The organism is Novipirellula galeiformis, from assembly GCF_007860095.1.
GTDB lineage: Bacteria > Planctomycetota > Planctomycetia > Pirellulales > Pirellulaceae > Novipirellula > Novipirellula galeiformis.
Genome location: NZ_SJPT01000001.1, coordinates 853,808 through 870,653, shown reverse-complemented (window position 1 = coordinate 870,653; position 16,846 = coordinate 853,808). Strand labels below are relative to the sequence as shown.

At 55.6% G+C, this 16,846-nt stretch carries 15 protein-coding genes; 7 read left to right on the top strand and 8 right to left on the bottom strand.

What is annotated here, in order from left to right; all coding sequences use genetic code 11:
• Positions 1–110: 110 nt before the first annotated feature.
• Positions 111–1,409, top strand: a complete 1,299-nt coding sequence (locus Pla52o_RS03080; protein ID WP_146593085.1) for an alpha/beta hydrolase family protein — start codon at positions 111–113, stop codon at positions 1,407–1,409.
• An 81-nt stretch (positions 1,410–1,490) separates the two neighbouring features.
• On the opposite strand, the gene Pla52o_RS03075 is transcribed toward Pla52o_RS03080, so the two are convergent.
• Positions 1,491–2,789, bottom strand: coding sequence for a hypothetical protein (locus Pla52o_RS03075; RefSeq protein ID WP_146593084.1), 1,299 nt, complete (start codon positions 2,787–2,789; stop codon positions 1,491–1,493).
• Positions 2,790–3,001: 212 nt separating this feature from the next.
• Between Pla52o_RS03075 and Pla52o_RS03070 the strand changes: the two genes are divergently transcribed.
• Positions 3,002–3,853, top strand: coding sequence for a fumarylacetoacetate hydrolase family protein (locus tag Pla52o_RS03070; protein ID WP_146593083.1), 852 nt, complete (start codon positions 3,002–3,004; stop codon positions 3,851–3,853).
• A gap of 38 nt (positions 3,854–3,891) precedes the next feature.
• On the opposite strand, the gene Pla52o_RS03065 is transcribed toward Pla52o_RS03070, so the two are convergent.
• Genes Pla52o_RS03065 through Pla52o_RS03055 form a run of 3 tightly spaced genes read right to left on the bottom strand, consistent with a single transcriptional unit; the run spans position 3,892 to position 9,009 of the window.
• The gene (locus Pla52o_RS03065; RefSeq protein ID WP_146593082.1) at positions 3,892–5,457 is read right to left on the bottom strand and encodes a DUF7133 domain-containing protein; all 1,566 of its coding nucleotides are present in this window, start codon (positions 5,455–5,457) and stop codon (positions 3,892–3,894) included.
• Positions 5,451–8,027 (bottom strand): c-type cytochrome, encoded by a 2,577-nt coding sequence (locus Pla52o_RS03060; protein ID WP_146593081.1) that lies wholly within the window; start codon positions 8,025–8,027, stop codon positions 5,451–5,453. The genes Pla52o_RS03065 and Pla52o_RS03060 overlap by 7 nt, the downstream gene beginning before the upstream one ends.
• Positions 7,984–9,009, bottom strand: a complete 1,026-nt coding sequence (locus Pla52o_RS03055; RefSeq protein ID WP_231612050.1) for a sugar phosphate isomerase/epimerase family protein — start codon at positions 9,007–9,009, stop codon at positions 7,984–7,986. The genes Pla52o_RS03060 and Pla52o_RS03055 overlap by 44 nt, the downstream gene beginning before the upstream one ends.
• Positions 9,010–9,396: 387 nt before the next feature.
• On the opposite strand from Pla52o_RS03055, the gene Pla52o_RS03050 reads away from it, so the two are divergent.
• From Pla52o_RS03050 to Pla52o_RS03040, 3 genes are read left to right on the top strand one after another with little or no spacing between them, the layout of a single operon-like run.
• Positions 9,397–10,209: an MlaE family ABC transporter permease gene (locus Pla52o_RS03050; RefSeq protein WP_390620835.1), complete on the top strand. Its 813-nt coding sequence runs from the start codon at positions 9,397–9,399 to the stop codon at positions 10,207–10,209.
• Positions 10,206–11,174, top strand: coding sequence for an ABC transporter ATP-binding protein (locus Pla52o_RS03045; RefSeq protein WP_231612049.1), 969 nt, complete (start codon positions 10,206–10,208; stop codon positions 11,172–11,174). Before Pla52o_RS03050 ends, Pla52o_RS03045 begins: the two co-directional genes overlap by 4 nt.
• Positions 11,175–11,183: 9 nt before the next feature.
• The gene (locus Pla52o_RS03040) at positions 11,184–12,407 is read left to right on the top strand and encodes an MlaD family protein (RefSeq protein ID WP_146593079.1); all 1,224 of its coding nucleotides are present in this window, start codon (positions 11,184–11,186) and stop codon (positions 12,405–12,407) included.
• A gap of 239 nt (positions 12,408–12,646) precedes the next feature.
• On the opposite strand, the gene Pla52o_RS03035 is transcribed toward Pla52o_RS03040, so the two are convergent.
• The 4 genes from Pla52o_RS03035 to Pla52o_RS03020 all read right to left on the bottom strand — a co-directional run bounded on the left by Pla52o_RS03035 (position 12,647) and on the right by Pla52o_RS03020 (position 15,945).
• A complete protein-coding gene (locus Pla52o_RS03035; protein WP_231612048.1) occupies positions 12,647–13,135 on the bottom strand; it encodes a thioredoxin family protein in 489 nt (162 codons plus the stop codon).
• A gap of 370 nt (positions 13,136–13,505) precedes the next feature.
• Entirely contained in the window at positions 13,506–14,732 is a 1,227-nt protein-coding gene (locus tag Pla52o_RS03030) for a DUF1559 domain-containing protein (RefSeq protein WP_146593078.1), read from the bottom strand.
• A gap of 138 nt (positions 14,733–14,870) precedes the next feature.
• Positions 14,871–15,125, bottom strand: a complete 255-nt coding sequence (locus Pla52o_RS03025; RefSeq protein WP_231612047.1) for a hypothetical protein — start codon at positions 15,123–15,125, stop codon at positions 14,871–14,873.
• Positions 15,126–15,387: 262 nt separating this feature from the next.
• The gene (locus Pla52o_RS03020) at positions 15,388–15,945 is read right to left on the bottom strand and encodes a hypothetical protein (RefSeq protein WP_146593077.1); all 558 of its coding nucleotides are present in this window, start codon (positions 15,943–15,945) and stop codon (positions 15,388–15,390) included.
• Positions 15,946–16,186: 241 nt separating this feature from the next.
• Between Pla52o_RS03020 and rpmB the strand changes: the two genes are divergently transcribed.
• Both rpmB and gatC read left to right on the top strand, forming a co-directional pair.
• Positions 16,187–16,456 carry a 50S ribosomal protein L28 gene (gene rpmB / locus Pla52o_RS03015; protein ID WP_146593076.1) on the top strand — a complete coding sequence of 90 codons (270 nt, stop codon included), beginning with the start codon at positions 16,187–16,189 and terminating at the stop codon, positions 16,454–16,456.
• A 51-nt stretch (positions 16,457–16,507) separates the two neighbouring features.
• On the top strand, positions 16,508–16,813 hold the full coding sequence (gene gatC, locus Pla52o_RS03010; protein WP_146593075.1) for an Asp-tRNA(Asn)/Glu-tRNA(Gln) amidotransferase subunit GatC: 306 nt from the start codon (positions 16,508–16,510) through the stop codon (positions 16,811–16,813).
• Positions 16,814–16,846: the final 33 nt, after the last annotated feature.

Here is a 16,846-nt window from a genome sequence, read left to right as displayed (position 1 = left end):
CGGTTCGGCGAGCGTGGTGAAAACCGACCGCAAAGCCTGACCCCGGCGTGAGCGTCCCGCCCAAGCCACTTCAACCAAGTCCCTCCACTCGCTCAAGAAAGCTGTCACTGATGAAACGAGCTTTATTCTCGCTTGCCATGTCTGCCTGGCTCTCAGTCCCGCTTACGGCGCAAGAACCCTCCACCGCGTCTTCCCCGCGCACAACCAACCCGCTGTATGCAATGGTGAATGCGGCAAAGCAAGTGCCCAAGATGCGGTGGGAAGACCAATCGGGGCCGGTACACCAATTGATCTACGAGGGAGAATCGTACCAAGGACATCCGACCGAAGTGTTTGCCTTTTATGCGTCGCCATCCACTCTCGGCGAGGGCAACGACGACGGTCCCTATCCCGCGGTGGTATTGATCCACGGAGGCGGCGGAACCGCGTTCGCCGAGTGGGCTTGGCTGTGGGCCAAGCGTGGCTATGCTGCAATTGCAATGGACTTGGCTGGATCACGTCCGATTGATCCGATTTACGATCCGAAAACCGGAGTCCCGATCCGCAATCAAACCGCAGGTCACGAAACAAGAACGCGTTTGCCGCTTGGCGGCCCCGATCAAGGACACGACACCAAGTTTGATTCGATCGATGGCAACGCTTCCGATGACTGGCCCTTCCATGCGGCATCCAACGTGCTTCGTGCTCATTCACTGATCCGATCGTTTGACGAAGTCGATGCCGAACAAACCGCGGTGACCGGAATCAGTTGGGGCGGCTACACGACCTGTCTCGCTGCATCGCTTGACGATCGCTTTAACGCCGCCGTTCCCGTTTATGGTTGCGGTTTCTTATTCGAAGGCGAGTCGGTTCAAAAGCCTGCGATCGACAAACTGAACGAGCGCCGCGAAGCTTGGATCAAGGCTTACGATCCCTCCAGCGTGCTAAGTCAATGCCGCGTCCCGATTCTGTTTGTCAACGGCACCAATGACATTCACTACCCGTTGGACAGTTACCAAAAAAGCTTTCAGATTGTTCCCGGTGAAAAGCAAATGCGCATCGAAGTCAACATGCCGCATGGCCATCCGCCCGGCTGGGCTCCGCAAGAAATCGGTTTGTTCATCGATGCGCATTGTCGCGGCGGCGTGCCGCTGGCATCGCTTGAAATTCCGGTCATCGATGGCAACGAAATGCACGTCCGTTATCAGAGTCAAGCTCCGCTCAAATCAGCGACCCTTCACTACACCACGGACACAGGGATTCGATCCAAACGCAAATGGAAAAGCACTCCCGCCAAAGTCAATAACGAAACAATTATCGCCACGAAACCGCCCCAGGATGCCAATACCTGGTTCGTCTCGGTCACGGACCAGCGCAACGCGATGGTCACTACGCCAGTTCAATTTCAAGACCCGACGCCCGCGCCGTAGTGGATCTTGCTAAAGATCCCTCCGCCATCAATCCTTAAATAGTGGATATTTAACAAGATCCACTAGAGGAATGATGCAGGGTCATGCCACGATTTCGCTGATATCAATCAGATGCAACTGCCGTCCCTCGTGGTGCGGCGAATCGATCACCACCGACTTTCCGTCGTTACTGTTTCGCGGATGCGTATCACAACGCCACTCGCCGGTGTATTCGGGCGGCGAATGAAAATGACCGAGCGAAACGACACGATTCGAAGGCACGTGATACAAATACGGATCCTGCGTACGGGCTCCTTTTTGCGGATAAGTGTCATTGAGAATCCACTCATTGTCCGTATGTGGCACATAGGTATTGTGCCCATTTCGCTTCATCACTCCTTCGCCCACCGTCTGAACTTCGTCGCTTTGATCGCGAAACAGATAGAACCCTGACCGCTTGCCCGTGGGTTTCGTCCACGCACAAACATGCGACGGATCCCGCCAAATAAAATGAGACGTTTCCCCCGATGGATCGAGAATGAAGGGGTCGCTACCGTCCATGCCGACGGTAAACATTCGCGTCGTGAATCTTCCGGCCGGCTCCGCATCCGGCCCATCACCAGTGCTCTCGCGCCAGCGATGCAAGACAATGAATCGGGAACTGTCGGGGCTAACAAGCAAATGATTAAAGTAGTTCCATTTGTCGGCCAATGACTTGCCTTGATGGTCGATTCGAGCGGCAGCTGCGAGCGAAAAGATCAACTCGGACTCCCCCGTTTCCATGTTCATCTTCCAAACGCCCGAGTCCTCAGGTGCTCGCAATTGTGAACAAGGATCATTCAACCCGACATAGCCGTAGCCTGGACGCATCCGCTGAATCCGTGAAAAATCGGCCGTAATCGCCCATTTCCCGTCTCCGCTGAGTGCATAGATGGGTCGCGGCAATGTGCGAAGCTTTTGGGTCTTCACATCCATCACCCGGCAAACATGTTGGTCGCCTTGGCGATCATTCCAAACCACTTCCGACTCGGATTGCGGACGCCACTGCAACATACAACCTTGTTGCCATCCCCACGCACTACTTTTACCGAGCGGGATCCATTTGTCATTGTCCGCCGTGTCGACCATGCCGACGCGAATCGTGTCGTCCGCACGCGGGGTGCGATGCTCAAACGCCACTTGACCTGACAAAACAAAACGATTGGTTGGATCAAATTCAAGTTTGTCGTAGTAGCCGAACCAATGATTCAGTGGCCCCCGAGTGATTTGCCGCACCGGGGGAAGCGAGTCCGCTACTTGGGCACTTGCTTGCTCTGCATGGCTGATTCGGCCGACCGACGCCAAAGCGGTTGCCGAAGCGATTGTTTTTAACGCGTTTCGTCTCGAGGATACAAACTTCACCGGGATGGAATGCCTAATCGTATTTTGGGGCAGGGGAGGGGGGGGGAGAACTTTCGCTGACGTTGCGTGTCGCGCATTATAACGGAATCGCATTTGCCGTTCGTTTGGGGTGGCATGAACATTGGAGCCGCAATGCTACACTGTGGCAGATCGCGAAACGCCATCGCATCAAACACACCCCGATTCGATTGATTTTCACAGGATAGAGAGTTATGCCAATTTGCCGATTCACCGATGCCGATGGAAACTCGCAGTTTGCGATTTACGATGGCTCACGGATTTGTCCCATCGCCTTGCTGACCAAGACTGCTCCCACGCAAGCGGAGTTATTGGCCGGAGGGGCAACGTGGCTCGCCGAATTACCCACCCCCTCCGATTCGCAATGGCAACCGGCTCCGGATCGCTTGCTGCCGCCGATCGATGCGCCGGAAAAGATCATCTGTATTGGCTTGAACTACCGTGATCACGCGATCGAAACCGGGTCCGAAATCCCTTCCGAACCCATCGTGTTTAGCAAGTTCAATACGGCGCTTGTCGGCCATGGCGAGGAGATTCGTTTACCGCGTGTTTCAGAGCAAGTCGATTACGAAGCCGAATTGGTGGTCGTGATCGGCAAAACGGCCAAGCACGTTTCGACCGACGAGGCAATGAATTACGTGTACGGTTACACCTGCGGCCACGATGTTTCGGCGCGAGATTGGCAAAAAGGACGCCCCGGCGGCCAATGGTTACTCGCCAAAAGCTTTGATACCTTCGCACCGGTAGGGCCCTGTATTGCGACGTCGCAAGAGTTGCCAGACGCCAGCGATGTGCGGGTCAAATTGCATCTCAACGACGAAGTGGTGCAAAACAGCACCACCGCACAACTGATTTTCAATATCCCCGAACTGATCTCCCACCTATCGAAAATCATGACCCTGAAGCCTGGTGATTTGATTTTCACCGGCACTCCGCCCGGCGTTGGCGCGGCCAAGACGCCACCTGTCTTCCTAAAACCAAACGACGTCTGCAAAGTCGAAATCGATGGCATCGGCACGCTCGTCAATCCCTGCGTCGCGGAGTGAGTCGCGAATCGAAAACGAGACCGCATCACGCCTCACGCTTATTTGGGAATCCGATTGAGCGTGTAATAGGCATCGTGATGCAAGAGTGGTTCCGCAGCGGCGCTGCGCACGCCCGCTGCGTCTAACTCGTGGACATACAATTCTCGCAAACCTTCGACGACTAACCGCACCTTCATGCGGTCCTCTGCCACGATCGCCTGAGTCACCTTGGGCGTTTGCGTCTGGATTTCGTCGCTTCCGTAAGCGGATTGGTACAGATACGTGTAACTTTTCATTGCATAGGATGCGACGTCGCCTGCGGTGGTTGGATCGACGGGGCCGGTAAAGGTCAATTCGAAGCCATCGGAGGTCGCCCGCATCTCCTTGATCTCAAATGGCGTTTTGCCGGTCCACACCAAACGCTCGAGTCCATACGACGCGCTGCCTAAACTGCTCCATCCGCGATTGGATAACCCGACAAACATACTGCCGTCGGTCCCCTGAGCCATTCTCAACACCGCCGAGGCAAAGCCATGCCGAAAGGGGAAACAAGCCCCTTGGTACTCGCCATCCACTTTTTCCAAGAACACTCGATTGATCGCCGCTTGAGTAAACTCGCCAACAAACAATTGGCCGGCGAAGGGACCGAATTCCCCATCACTGGTATCGAGCATTATATCGGTGGTCGATTGCCCCATTTTTTTATACGGGAACCAAACCGCCGGTGGTTGCATTTGTGGAAATTGGCGTAGAGCCTGAGGCAACGGCAAACCATTGGGCACCTTACTGACCCCGGTGATCGTCGACCCGGGTTGGCTCATCGACGCCAGTGCTTCGGCGTGATGAAAGAACACGCCTTCACGCATATGATGCAGCGAGTTCGTTGCCACCCAGTTGCCTTGTTGGTCGGTGTAAAACATATCGCCATCGGCATTCGCTCCGAGTCCGCTAGGTGAACGCATCCCCGCGCAAACCGGTTTCAAATCGCCATCGGAACTCAGTTTCAATCCCCATCCGCGCCATTTCCCTTGGCGATAACCGAGCGTCGGATCGGCAACGGTGTGCTTGAACATATCCCCCTTGATCCCCATCCCGATATTGAGCGTGACCCACAGATCCCCATTGCGATCGAGCTTCGGACCGTAAGCATACTCGTGATAATTGCCCGTCACGCCCCAACCGCTGGCAAGCGTCTTGTACTCGTCTGCGACCTCGTCCCCATCCAGATCGCGTATCGCGGTCAACTCGGTTCGCTGAGTCGTCACCAGCGAATCATCGAGCTTGAGTAACCCGAGCGGTTCATGAAGTGCGGTGGCAAATTGTTTGTACGTCACGTTTTTCGGCGGATCGTCGTAAACGCCATCGAGAATCCAGATCTCCCCCTTGCGAATCGCCACGGCGACGCGGGAGGAATCCAGAACGGCGATCCCGCTGACCTCCAATGCGATTCCATCCTCACTTGGTTTCCAGTTCGGATCGCGAGAATCCAACGAGGTCGACGAGGTGGCAATGGAGACAATGCGATAATAATCGCTCTCATCAGCCGCGCCCGCGACGGCGCCCCAAAGGCCGACCCAAACTCCCGCGCAGACGAGAGCGACGAGGATGCGTGATCGATTTACCATTGGTAGTTCACCTCAACTTGAGTTTTTCCATGAATCGGCAGGAGCAATTGGCTCGTCCCCGCTTGCGTAATCACTTCACCTTCGCTGGCACCATTCCCCACGAGCGTCAATACCAATCCATCCTGGCGTCGCCATGCGGTGGGAGACGTTTTCGCAATCGTCTTGCCCACCAAAGCACGAAAGTACAAACGCCGTGTCGACTCGTTTGCCACCGGCTGAGACGAATCAGCATGATCGCGTTCCGAGGTCTCGAAATGCAGCACCCGGTGCAACCCCGTTTCGGAATCCGAGCGGATCGTATCCTCGATATTCCAGTCACCGAATTGATACACAAACGTGGGCACCCGATTCGAATCCAGTCGATAGCCTGAAAAACGCGAGTCGTCCTGGAACGTCTCATCATCGGCCAATTCCTGCTTGCCCGGTTCTTTGGAAACGATCGCGAATCCACGGGACAACTCCGTGGTGGATTCACCGAGCGGGTCAATCGCGGGCGCAAAACGCTCGAACCAAGTGCTGCGTGCATCGACAAACTGCTGCTTCCACCCCAAGACGAGGTTGGGACGCTGGGCATCAAATGCGAAGTGGGTGCCGCTGGGAAAACCAACCGCGATCGCATGCGTGCCGGCCTGTTTCATAAACGTTCGCAACACGATCGGATGATCGCTCGGTTTCAATTCGTAGTTTGCCGATCGCGCTTCAGCGATTTTCTCAGGAACGCCCTGCTGTTTAATGTGTTTCAAATAGCTCCACATCGCACCGATTTGCTGAACGGGATCGCCGTCCAACAAATTCGGATCTTGTGCTTTTCCATCGGGAAAAAAAGTCGGCATACGAGTGCGTTGTTTCAAACTGGCGGGGTCCATGACGAAATCACGAAACCAACTTGGGTACACGCGACCAGGCACCCCACTTAAATCGACTCCCACAACGCCAGGCAACGCGTCATGCTCAAACGCGTGGCATTGGATGCAACCGACATCCATCAATTGGCGTCCGATCGAAGCTCGTTCGGCAACCGTTTTGGCATTGAGTTTGCCAAACACCTCCTGCTCGCTCGCGGTGTCGGGCTCATCCGCACGAGTGATGGCATCGCTGAGTTCCGCAACGCTCGGATGCGAAAAAACAGGCATGCGAATGGTCATGTGGGAACGAAGCCGCGTTGCCTTCTCCCCAGCGAGCACTCGCTTGAGCCACGGCGTTGTCAATTTTTTGCCGACGTCGGAAAGCGAAGGCGGCAAGCGTCCTTCGTCACCCAAATCGATTTGTCGAACGGTCTCGAAATAAGCTTTCCGGTAACGCCCGACTCCCCCCAACTCGGCCCGCTCGTGACAAGCATAACAATTCATCGACAACAGGGTTTGATCCACCGCTAGATGGGCATCGTCCTGCTCCGTGAGGACATCCGAAAGGGCGTCCTTGATCGCATCGACCTGCATCGCATCGAGTGGGTAGTGTGCGCTGAACTCCGAAGACAACTTAGCCCCCGAGGACAACTCGAAACAAGAAGCAGATGCCGTGACATCAAGTGCCTTGAGTGGTTTTGCCCGCATGGGCTTCGTGCTCGATGCCGGCTTCACCGTCACCGAGCTCGCCTCATGACAATTCACACAGCCCATCGAAACAAAAAATTGGCGTCCGGTTTCGATCAAAGCCTTGTCGGCATTGGGCTCGATCGAGAACGCTTGCTCCCGAGCGACTTGCTCACGCAACAAATACTCAGCGATGTCAGCCGATTCGGTCGGCGTCAAATTCAACTTGGGCATCCGCGATGCGGGACGGTCGCGATGAGGATCGTGCAAAAAGTGAGCCAATGAGCGACGCGTGTATTTTTGGTCAAGTTCCCCTAAGGGAATTGATTCCACTCGACGCGCGGCTCCGGACAACCCGAGTTCGGCGAGCTCCTCGGGGTCAAGTTCTTCCATCAGTCGGTCGATCGCCGACTCTTCAACCTCACCGACCTCGTAATCTGCGTCAGACGCATGACAGGCGACACAGCCCACTTCGTGATAGAGCTTCTTGCCGTGCGCCAAATCACCCTTGTTCCAAAATTCATTTCTCAGCGGAGACCCTCCGTTGGCGACCAGCGTTGGAAACGCTGCCTGCTGAGTCGACAAGAACGCGACCAAGGCATCGAGCACCTCCGCCTTTTCGCTGGCAGGAAGATGCGCCAACACGTCGGGCATCGTGGTCCCCGGTTTGACTCGGTGCGGCGCATCGAGATAACGAACCACCCAATCTTGTTGCAAGCGCCGCGCCGCTGCGTTGAGCTTGGGCCCCCGCTTCGCCGCAAACGATTCCACGCTCGAGTCGTGACATGCCGTACAACTGAGTTCTCGAACCAACAACGCTCCGGCAACATTGGAATCGAGTTCGTCGTGCCGTCCAAAACGTTCAAAACCTGCCACGAAAGGTGATCGCGCAGCCTCGTCTTCCGCACCCGCGTCACTCGCGCAGACGCCGATCAGCAATCCAGCCAATAGCAGCCTACAACTCCACGCGGATCGCAACCCGTCCAACCACTGATTACACCCGTTCATCAAGATACCCGCGTCCTCGGTTGATTTCATTGGTCACTTCCGCCGTCGATTCCAAGATCGGCACCCCACGCGGCACGGGGTGCATAAAGACTTCGGTCCATCCTTGATACTTGATCGCTTTTAATGCGGCGAGGATCGGAGCAAACTCCAATTCGCCGCGACCGGGCATCTGTAGCAACTCCTCTTCCTTGGGCAACTTGACGTGACATCCCTTGCCGTGCTGCCATGCATAGAACATGGAAATGGAGTTACCAAGCTCGCGAATCAGTGTCGCCATTTGCTCGGAATCTTGTTCCAAGTGGTAGGGAGCAAACGCGATCGAGAGGTGTTTTGATGGCAGCATCTCCGCCAACCATTTCAACGAATCGGGCGACTCAATCAGACTATTGCTATGATTCTCGATCGCAATCGTGACCTCGGTTTCCTCAGCCACAGCGAGATGTGGCTTCATCGCCTCGACAAATTTCGCGACGGCAGATTTCAATTCGCTGCCCGCCAAACCTTTGGGGCCTGAGGCACCAGTGACCATCGTGTGGCAACCAAATCGCTGGGCAAACCGCATCTCGTTTTGCAATCGAAACGGCCCTAAGCTGTATTGCGTGATGCAGTGCAGCGAAACGTCATGCGAGTCCAGCAACTCACGAAAGGCTTGTTCGCCCATTTCGTCCACTTGCTCTCGTTGGTTGCCATGCACTTTGGGCCAAATGTCGATACCCGACGCCCCAATCTTCTGTACTTCCGGCATGATCTCGCTCAGCGAGGTATAGCCATACATGGCGCTGGACAGCAGGTAGCGAAGCGAGAACGCAGCGGACTCCGACGACTCCGACTCGGCCCGTGCGGCGGAGTCCGATACCATCGAAAGAAAAGGTGCTAGCAAAGCGGTCGCTCCCATCGCGATGCCGCAATCTCGCCGTGAGATACCCTCTCGCCGCGATAAAGGAGGGGATGCTTGGGTTGGGTTAGCCATCAAGATGTTCTCGCCCGCTCGTGTCAGTTCAGTAAGTCTCAATCGTTCGGTATCGATCAAAAAGGCTGCATTTCAATCGCCCCAAGGGGACCCCGGTTTGGGGGAGGATTGCCATTGTAACCGCGCCGAAAGCGAAATGTGGCAGTGCCATCGACCTACGATCCAAAACCTTTCGCTAATCCTCAACGTCTGCCTGACCGATACAATTCAACATACGACAAGATGATCGCGAGAAGAATGTCCTATCGTGAACAATGGGAAGGCAACTGACGCGTATGCCCCCATCGAGATATCCGTGGTCGCGAATCGATTTTTGCTGAGTTCTCAGCATAGGGAGTAACCAGAAACGTGGCTCAGCAGGGTACCGCCGCATTGCCGTCATCTCGTCCCAACGGTTCTTCCCAGGGGAACATCCCCAATGAAAGTCCGCTGGTGCGCTGGGTCACCGAATGGGGCTCGGCGGTGGTCGACGGCATCATCACCGTCGGCGATATCGCGATTTTCGCCTACAAGATGTTTGTTTGGTTGTTCACGCGGCTACCGCGTCGCGGCACCCTATTGATCAATTTCTATCAAGTGGGCGTGCTGAGCTTGCCCGTCGTGGCTTTGACGGGAACCTTCATTGGAATGGTTTTGGCCGTCAACAGTTACTACCAATTCCACGCGTTCGGGCTGGAAAACCGCTTGGGCGTCGTCATCAACACCTCCTTGGTCCGCGAACTCGGCCCGGTGCTTGCCGCGACCATGCTAGCGGGACGCGTTGGCAGTGCGATGGCGGCAGTTCTGGGAACGATGCGAGTCACCGAACAAATCGATGCCTTGACGACGATGGGGGCCGACCCGATCCATTATCTCGTCGTGCCTCGTTTTCTAGCCTGCATCTTGTTGATCCCCGCGCTAACGTTGATGGCCGATTTCATGGGGATTGTCGGAGGCTATTTTTACAGTGTGATCATCCTTGGGATCGACCATGCCGCGTACCTGAATCATTCGCGCGAAGGCGTGCGTGGTTTTGACCTGTTCAATGGCATCTTCAAGAGCTTCTTCTTTGGTGGCGTGATCGCGATCGTCAGTTGTTACCGCGGATTCAATTGCGAAGCGGGAGCCGAAGGGGTGGGCAAAGCTGCGACCGCAGCGTTCGTCTACTCGTTTGTGTTGATCCTAGCGATCGACCTAGTTCTCAATATCTTCCTCGACGCGGTGTACTTCCAACTCTACCCCGGAGGAACTTCGATCCTATGAACTCCAACAACGAAGCTGAGTTCGACGACGAAGAAGAGCTCCATCACCATGATGAGATGGAACATGGCGAAATCGAACACGATGACAAGAGCAACCCCACCGAGCATGAACAGGATGAGGTCGCGTACGCGGAAGTGGAACCCGATGACACGTTCACCCACGACAGCCCGGTATTGATCGATGTCGACGATTTGAGTGTGGTGTTTCAAGGACAAACGATTCTGCAAGACATCGACCTCTCGATCCTGCGCGGCCAAACGATTGCGGTAATCGGAGAAAGCGGATGCGGCAAAACGGTATTCATGAAAACATTGGTGGGCTTGATCGCCCCGACCCACGGCTCGGTCTCGTTTGATGGTCGCCGGTTCGACCAAATGAGCATGACCGAACTAACTCAAACCCGAAAACGATTTGGATTTGTTTTTCAGAATGCGGCCCTCTTCGACAGCATGTCGATTTTTGAGAACGTGGCATTCCCATTGCGGCAGAACGAAGTCGTTCCAGAAACCGAAGTTCACGAACGTGTGATGCAGCATTTGTTCGAAGTCGGCCTGCCAAGCGAAGTGGCGCGAAAGTACCCGGCGGAGTTATCCGGTGGGATGCGAAAGCGAGTGGGGCTGGCCCGCGCCTTGATTCTGCGCCCCGAGTTGGTGGTTTACGACGAGCCAACGACAGGGCTCGATCCGATCATGAGCGACGTGATCAACGAATTGATCCTCGAGACGCGGCGTCGCTATCCGGTGACGAGCATTGTGGTCACCCACGACATGCACACCGCGCGCAAGGTGGCCGATCGCGTGCTGATGTTCTATCCACGTCGCCGGCTCGGCGTCGATGAATCGCAAGTGCTGTTTGATGGGTCGCCCAGTGATCTGGAGCACGCCGACGATCGTCGTGTCCGCCAGTTTGTCCGCGGCGAAGCGGGCGAACGATTGAAGGAGATGTCGCTTCACAGCGAAGGTTAAGAATAGACCATGGATGATAATAAACTTCGGTTCGGTGTCGGCGTGCTGGTCGTTTCGGCGATTGGCATCGGGATCATTTTAACGTTTTTGTTTGGGGCGTTTCCTAACGTGCTCAGCCAAAGCTACATGTTGACGGTGAAGTTCCCATCGGCCGAAGGGGTCAGCCCCAATACGTCGGTACTGCGAGATGGCGTTCGGATCGGACGCGTCGATAAAATCACCCTGCTGCCCGAAGGCGGAGTCTTGGTGTCGTTGGCAATGGACAGCACCCAACCGATCGATCGCCACTACATCCCCACGATCGGAAACAGCTCGCTGGTGACCGGCGATGCCGCGATCGAGTTCGTGCGTGCCGATGAGCAAGAACTGCGCAAGGTCCTCTCGGACAATTTGGATTTAGTGAACACCCCTTTCGCAGACGACGACTTTTTGGACTACGGCAAAAAATCAAAAAATCCCTACTCCGCTCTGTTCAGCATGGAAGAAGAGATGCTCGAAACGATGAAATCCATCCGCCAGGCCGGGGATTCAATCGCAGTCGCGGGCACCACCGTCAACGAATTAGCGATCGACGTTCAACAAACCGTCGGCGGGGCAGATCAGCGAATGGATCAACTGGCTCAAGAAGCGGTCAACACGCTCGAAGAATTCCAAGGTGCCATTCGAGATGTGCGTAAAATTGTGGGCAGTCCCACGATCCAAAAAGGGCTTGAGGACTCGATGTCACAATTACCACGACTGTTGCTCGACGCCCAAAAGACGCTCGACAGCACCCGCGAAACCTTTGAAAGCTTCCGCCGCGTGGGCGATCGATTCGAGCGAGTCGGTGCCGCCGCCGAGGAAACCATCACGACGGCGAAGCGGTCCGTTGCCAGCTTTGATCGCACGATTCACAACGTCGAAAAGTTCACCGAACCGCTCGGAGATCGCGGGGGTGAATTGGTCGAACAAGTGATTTCGACCTTGGCCAGTGCCGACTTGGCGCTGTCCGAGTTTGAAACGCTCGGCCGATCCGTGAACAACAGCGATGGATCGTTCAAACGTTTCCTTGAGGACGACGAGATCTATTGGCAAATTCGACGCACGATCGAAAACGTCGAAGCGGCCTCGGCACGCATTCGCCCGATTCTCGATGACGTCCGCATCTTCAGTGATAAAATCGCCCGAGATCCACGCGAACTTGGGGTTCGCGGTGCGTTGTCAAAACGCCCCTCTGGCTCGGGGTTGAAGTAGCAGCGAGAGTCATCACGGCGTGCCGACGCAACAAGCCCAATGCAACTGAAAGCCCAATGCAACTGAAAGCCCAATGCAACTGAAAGCCCAACGCAACTGAAAGCCCAAAGCCCAAAGCCCAAAGCCCAAAGCCCAAAGCCCAAAGCAACGGATGCAGGGCAGGGCAGGGCAGGGGGAGCCGAGCTCGTGACGCATCACGTATGCCCAGCAGCCTTGTCAATTCGACCGCGTTCGAAACGCTATCGCTTTAACGCATCGGACAAGAATTGGTGTAGCGCCGCGGCGGGTTGATATCCCGCGCGGTGAGCGACGATCTTGCCTTCAGGCATGCCGACTAACGTGGTCGGGTACATCGAAACGTTCACGCGTCCCAACGTCTCTGCGTTCTCTCGAGGCGTCAACAGGATCGCCACAAAGTCTTGCGAGACACGCTGCTCGACCGATTGATTGCTCCACGTATCACGCTTCATCGCGTCACAATAGGCACAGTGATCGCTGGAGATATAAATCACCATCGGAAGATTGCGTTTGCGCGCCTCCAGCCACCCGGAGCGCAACGTACGATGCCAACCCACCGTCGGCTTGGGCACCTGATTCAGCGGCGTGACGGCGTTCAATCGCGGCATCTCGGCCGCCACCGGACCTCCCTGAGTGAACGTTAACAGTATTGCAGCCAATGCAGTTCCCAAGCAGGCGACATGCCGGGGGCGAACCATGATTCGTTTCATGGCGATCTCTCCGATTAGAAAACGAAAGAAGATGAATGGATCAGTAGAAACAAGACGCTCGAAAGAGTCATCTCTGAGTAGTGGGCAGCAGGCTAAATCCACCCATATCGAAAGGCAACACCTCCCCCCCAACAGAACGCCGAATCCCCCTTACGGAAATCCGAAGTTGGTCGCGGGGCGAGAATGAGGCGCGCGGGTCGAGAATGAGGCGCGCGGGGCGAGAGTGAGGCGCGCGGGTCGAGAGCGAGGCCCACACGGAGAGATCGTGACCGGCGGGAAATGGGCGTGCGAGGAGTCCCGCCATGACTTCAAGAATGAGCCCCCCGTCGCTGCCGCGCCAAGCGATCGGCAAGGAGCGGTGATGTGGCGGCTAAAAATTGGCCTGGATCGGTTCCCTAGAGGCGCGTGTACCGAGCGCCCCCCAGACTCCATAAGGACTTCGCGAGCCAGCGCGAGTGACGCTGTTCTTTCGGGCGCTCAACGCAATGCAATAGACACAGGGCGTGTTGACATTGCCCGCCTCAATCGAATCGCTGATGAACCTCACCGCGCCGTCGGCCATCAACACCTGAACGCCTCCCGGATGGTGACTACTCGGGGGCGCAATCCCATAGGTATCGGAGTGGCCGACCAGACAAATTTCCGCGTTGGGTGGCAAGATCGTATTGAACTGAGATTGCAACGTATGAAAATCAGCCCAGCGAAAACCTCGCTGCGAAACGGAGCTATAAACCTTCGCACTGTCGATCCAATACCGAGGTTGCTGGGGATCGATGTAGCCCAGATCAAAACAGCGTTTGGGATGATTGGCGACCTCAAAAAAGCCCCCCTTCGCATTGCTAAAACCGACCGTTCGATTATCGCGATCGCCTAATCCCGTGATGATTTCGCCGACGGCGATCGTATTAGACAAGCCATCGAGGAAGTCTCGGAACTTCATCCTTTTGCGAGGCACAAACGCCCCTCGCAACCCACACCTAGCGCGAATCCGTGCGTCGGAGTCGCTGTTGTAACGCCAACGAACTCCATCCCAAATCGTGACGCCGTGTTCGGCATCATAAAAACCATCCCCAGTGCAAGCGGCGTAGTTGGTTCGCCCCAACGCGGGTACGCCCACCCCAGGATCGCTCGGGCAACGAAAAGTCGGAATCTCGGTTGCCCAAGGAGGATAATGGCCATTCCAAGGCCGCGGTCCAAACGCGGGCCAGCGATCCCCATCGGCCTCGACCATCGGACGGCTCATCTGGTCCCACAAGGCTTGCTGTTCGATGAACGGCAAAATCCCCACCAAATAAGACAACTCAAGACGGGTGAAGGCGGTGCCATCTCGCTTGTCGGCTAACGCCGTGTCATTAGTATTCTCGTTGGTGGGGCCCACCCCGTGAATGGGCAATTGCTTGAAGGTGGCATGGTAGTGGTGCATCCCGAGCCCGAGTTGCTTCACATTGTTACCACAATGAATGCGCCGTGCGGCCTCGCGAGCGGACTGGACCGCAGGCAATAAAAGCCCCACCAAGATGCCGATGATCGCAATCACGACCAATAACTCGACTAACGTGAAGGCGACGCGTGGGTCTGAAACGGTTTGACGCTGCATGATGGGTCTTTCCAATCGATCCCACTCCGACACCGATGAATCGATCCAAACCGACGATCCATCCTCCACGTCAACCTTCGTCAACGCCGATCAACCGTATGCGTCTAGGAGCAAACCACGACGAAAGTTCCCCGCCTCTTACCGCTCTCGTTCCGCCTCGGAGGCCAATTCCTCCGCCGCCGCTTGAGCCATAATGTCATCGTAAGAATACTCTTCGGTTTCTTCGACCACGCCCCCACTGTGACTGGCACAACCGGGCGACAGGAGCGAAAGAAAAACGGGGGCAACCAGAGAAAGCCCGAAGAGGAAAAACTTCGTTCGCGCTGCCTGAGTCGAAAAGATTTGAGCCGAAGAGGTCGTTTGCGAGAAACAAACACGTCGTAGAAAACTCATAAGCCGCCTTTGAGTTGCAGGCTGATAGAGTGAGTTCCTAAAAAGAAGAACAAACGTACATTCGTTGTACCGCGAACCACGCCGAACGACTAGCTTCTTTCCCTGAATTTTGAAGCAACCCACCACCACGACGCAATGACAAGGCAAGCAAATCAGGCGAAGCTAGCAAGACGAGCAAGCAGGACAAGCCGCAGCGAAATCAATCAAGCGGAATCCATTCGCATCGGCGCCACCGCTGCGCGGGAAGATCAGTCCAGGGCGTTTAGATCCCCAACGCCGCACTAAGCAACGTATCCATCACGGTGTTCGTCGACTTTGCCACATAGAGACGGTCGCCCGGCCGCAGCGAGTAGTCCGACTCCGGCAGAACCACCGTGCGTCCTTCGCTCATGCGAACCTTCATACGCACACCACCGATCACTTGCGGTGAACTGCGGTAGAGCGTCGCCTCGACCGAACCCAACTTTTGCATCACACCGGTCTGCTTCAGCAGGTCGCTGACGAACACGGCTCGGCCACTTGATTCGGGGGGTAAAGGCAAAACACGAACTGGCTCGTCGTCGTCGCTGGCAACCTGCAACACAATCGAGTTCTCCGCCTGAGCTTGCCGGACCTTTTGATAGACGTCCATGTCCATCGTTTCATCGACCCCGCCCAGCTCTCCGGTACTGTATGCCCCACCCACAGGCGTGGTATTGAATCCTGGCAATTTGAACGTGCTGCAGCCGACGCTCGAAACGACCGCGACCGCGAAGCAGAGTGTGGCCAACGGATGGAGAACCAAACCCAAGCGGCGTCGGCCATTGGTGAGGGAGGACATGTGAAGTCTCACTAGCTACGTGGTGGATGTTAAACTTTGCGGGTTAGGCTAGACATAACACCCAATCGGCATTTCCTCCTGCAAATCATCATCAAAAACGGAAAAGTCACAAAATTCGTTGAAGAACCTGGTCGGTTTCGCTGTTTCCTTCTTCACGTGGCGAGCATCGATCGCTATAGTGCCGAGCTTCCCAGAACATGAATTTTTGCTTTTTACCACGTATAAGTGGCGGAGAAGATCGATGGCACGGCAATGTGAAACGTGCGGTAAGAGCGTCCAAATGGGCAACCGAATCGAAACACGTGGTAAGGCCAAATACCTTGGTGGTGTTGGTACAAAGATCACCGGATGTACACGCCGGAAATTTGTCCCTAACCTCCAGAAAGTGCATGTAACCATGCCTAATGGCCAAAACAAGACAATGCGAATTTGCGTTCAGTGCATTCGTAGCGGTGCGATTCGTAAGACGGTTAAAACCAAACCGTTTGACGTTAGTGGCGCCAAGAAGTAACGCGTTTATTTGCGTGTGACGGGTACCAACCCAAACAATTAGGGATTTTCGATGGCCCTCTCTGCGGACGATGTTCGGCGGCTAGCCCTGCTAGCTCGGCTGGAGCTTTCCGATGACGAAGTCAATGCGATGGGACCTCAGATCAGCAAGATCTTGGGGTTCGTTGAGCAATTGTCGGAACTCGACACCGAGGACATCGACCCCATGACCACGGCATTGGACGTCGACAACCGTTGGCGCGACGATGACATACAGCCGGGCTTGACCAACGATCAAGCCTTGCAAAATGCCCCTGCGCGCGATGACGATTGCTTTCTCGTCCCTCCCGTTCTCGGCACCGCCGGAGCGAAGAACTAGAGAGAACTGAGAATCCCGCCACTGGCTGGTGTC

What these genes read in the sequence shown, in the direction of transcription:
- Pla52o_RS03070 (WP_146593083.1), top strand. Translation starts at nt 3,002, where the DNA reads ATGCCAATTTGCCGATTCACCGATGCCGATGGAAACTCGCAGTTTGCG.
- Pla52o_RS03080 (WP_146593085.1), top strand. Translation starts at nt 111, where the DNA reads ATGAAACGAGCTTTATTCTCGCTTGCCATGTCTGCCTGGCTCTCAGTC.
- Pla52o_RS03025 (WP_231612047.1), bottom strand. Translation starts at nt 15,125, where the DNA reads ATGAGTTTTCTACGACGTGTTTGTTTCTCGCAAACGACCTCTTCGGCT.
- Pla52o_RS03035 (WP_231612048.1), bottom strand. Translation starts at nt 13,135, where the DNA reads ATGAAACGAATCATGGTTCGCCCCCGGCATGTCGCCTGCTTGGGAACT.
- Pla52o_RS03020 (WP_146593077.1), bottom strand. Translation starts at nt 15,945, where the DNA reads ATGTCCTCCCTCACCAATGGCCGACGCCGCTTGGGTTTGGTTCTCCAT.
- Pla52o_RS03060 (WP_146593081.1), bottom strand. Translation starts at nt 8,027, where the DNA reads ATGAAATCAACCGAGGACGCGGGTATCTTGATGAACGGGTGTAATCAG.
- rpmB (WP_146593076.1), top strand. Translation starts at nt 16,187, where the DNA reads ATGGCACGGCAATGTGAAACGTGCGGTAAGAGCGTCCAAATGGGCAAC.
- Pla52o_RS03065 (WP_146593082.1), bottom strand. Translation starts at nt 5,457, where the DNA reads ATGGTAAATCGATCACGCATCCTCGTCGCTCTCGTCTGCGCGGGAGTT.
- gatC (WP_146593075.1), top strand. Translation starts at nt 16,508, where the DNA reads ATGGCCCTCTCTGCGGACGATGTTCGGCGGCTAGCCCTGCTAGCTCGG.
- Pla52o_RS03045 (WP_231612049.1), top strand. Translation starts at nt 10,206, where the DNA reads ATGAACTCCAACAACGAAGCTGAGTTCGACGACGAAGAAGAGCTCCAT.
- Pla52o_RS03030 (WP_146593078.1), bottom strand. Translation starts at nt 14,732, where the DNA reads ATGCAGCGTCAAACCGTTTCAGACCCACGCGTCGCCTTCACGTTAGTC.
- Pla52o_RS03040 (WP_146593079.1), top strand. Translation starts at nt 11,184, where the DNA reads ATGGATGATAATAAACTTCGGTTCGGTGTCGGCGTGCTGGTCGTTTCG.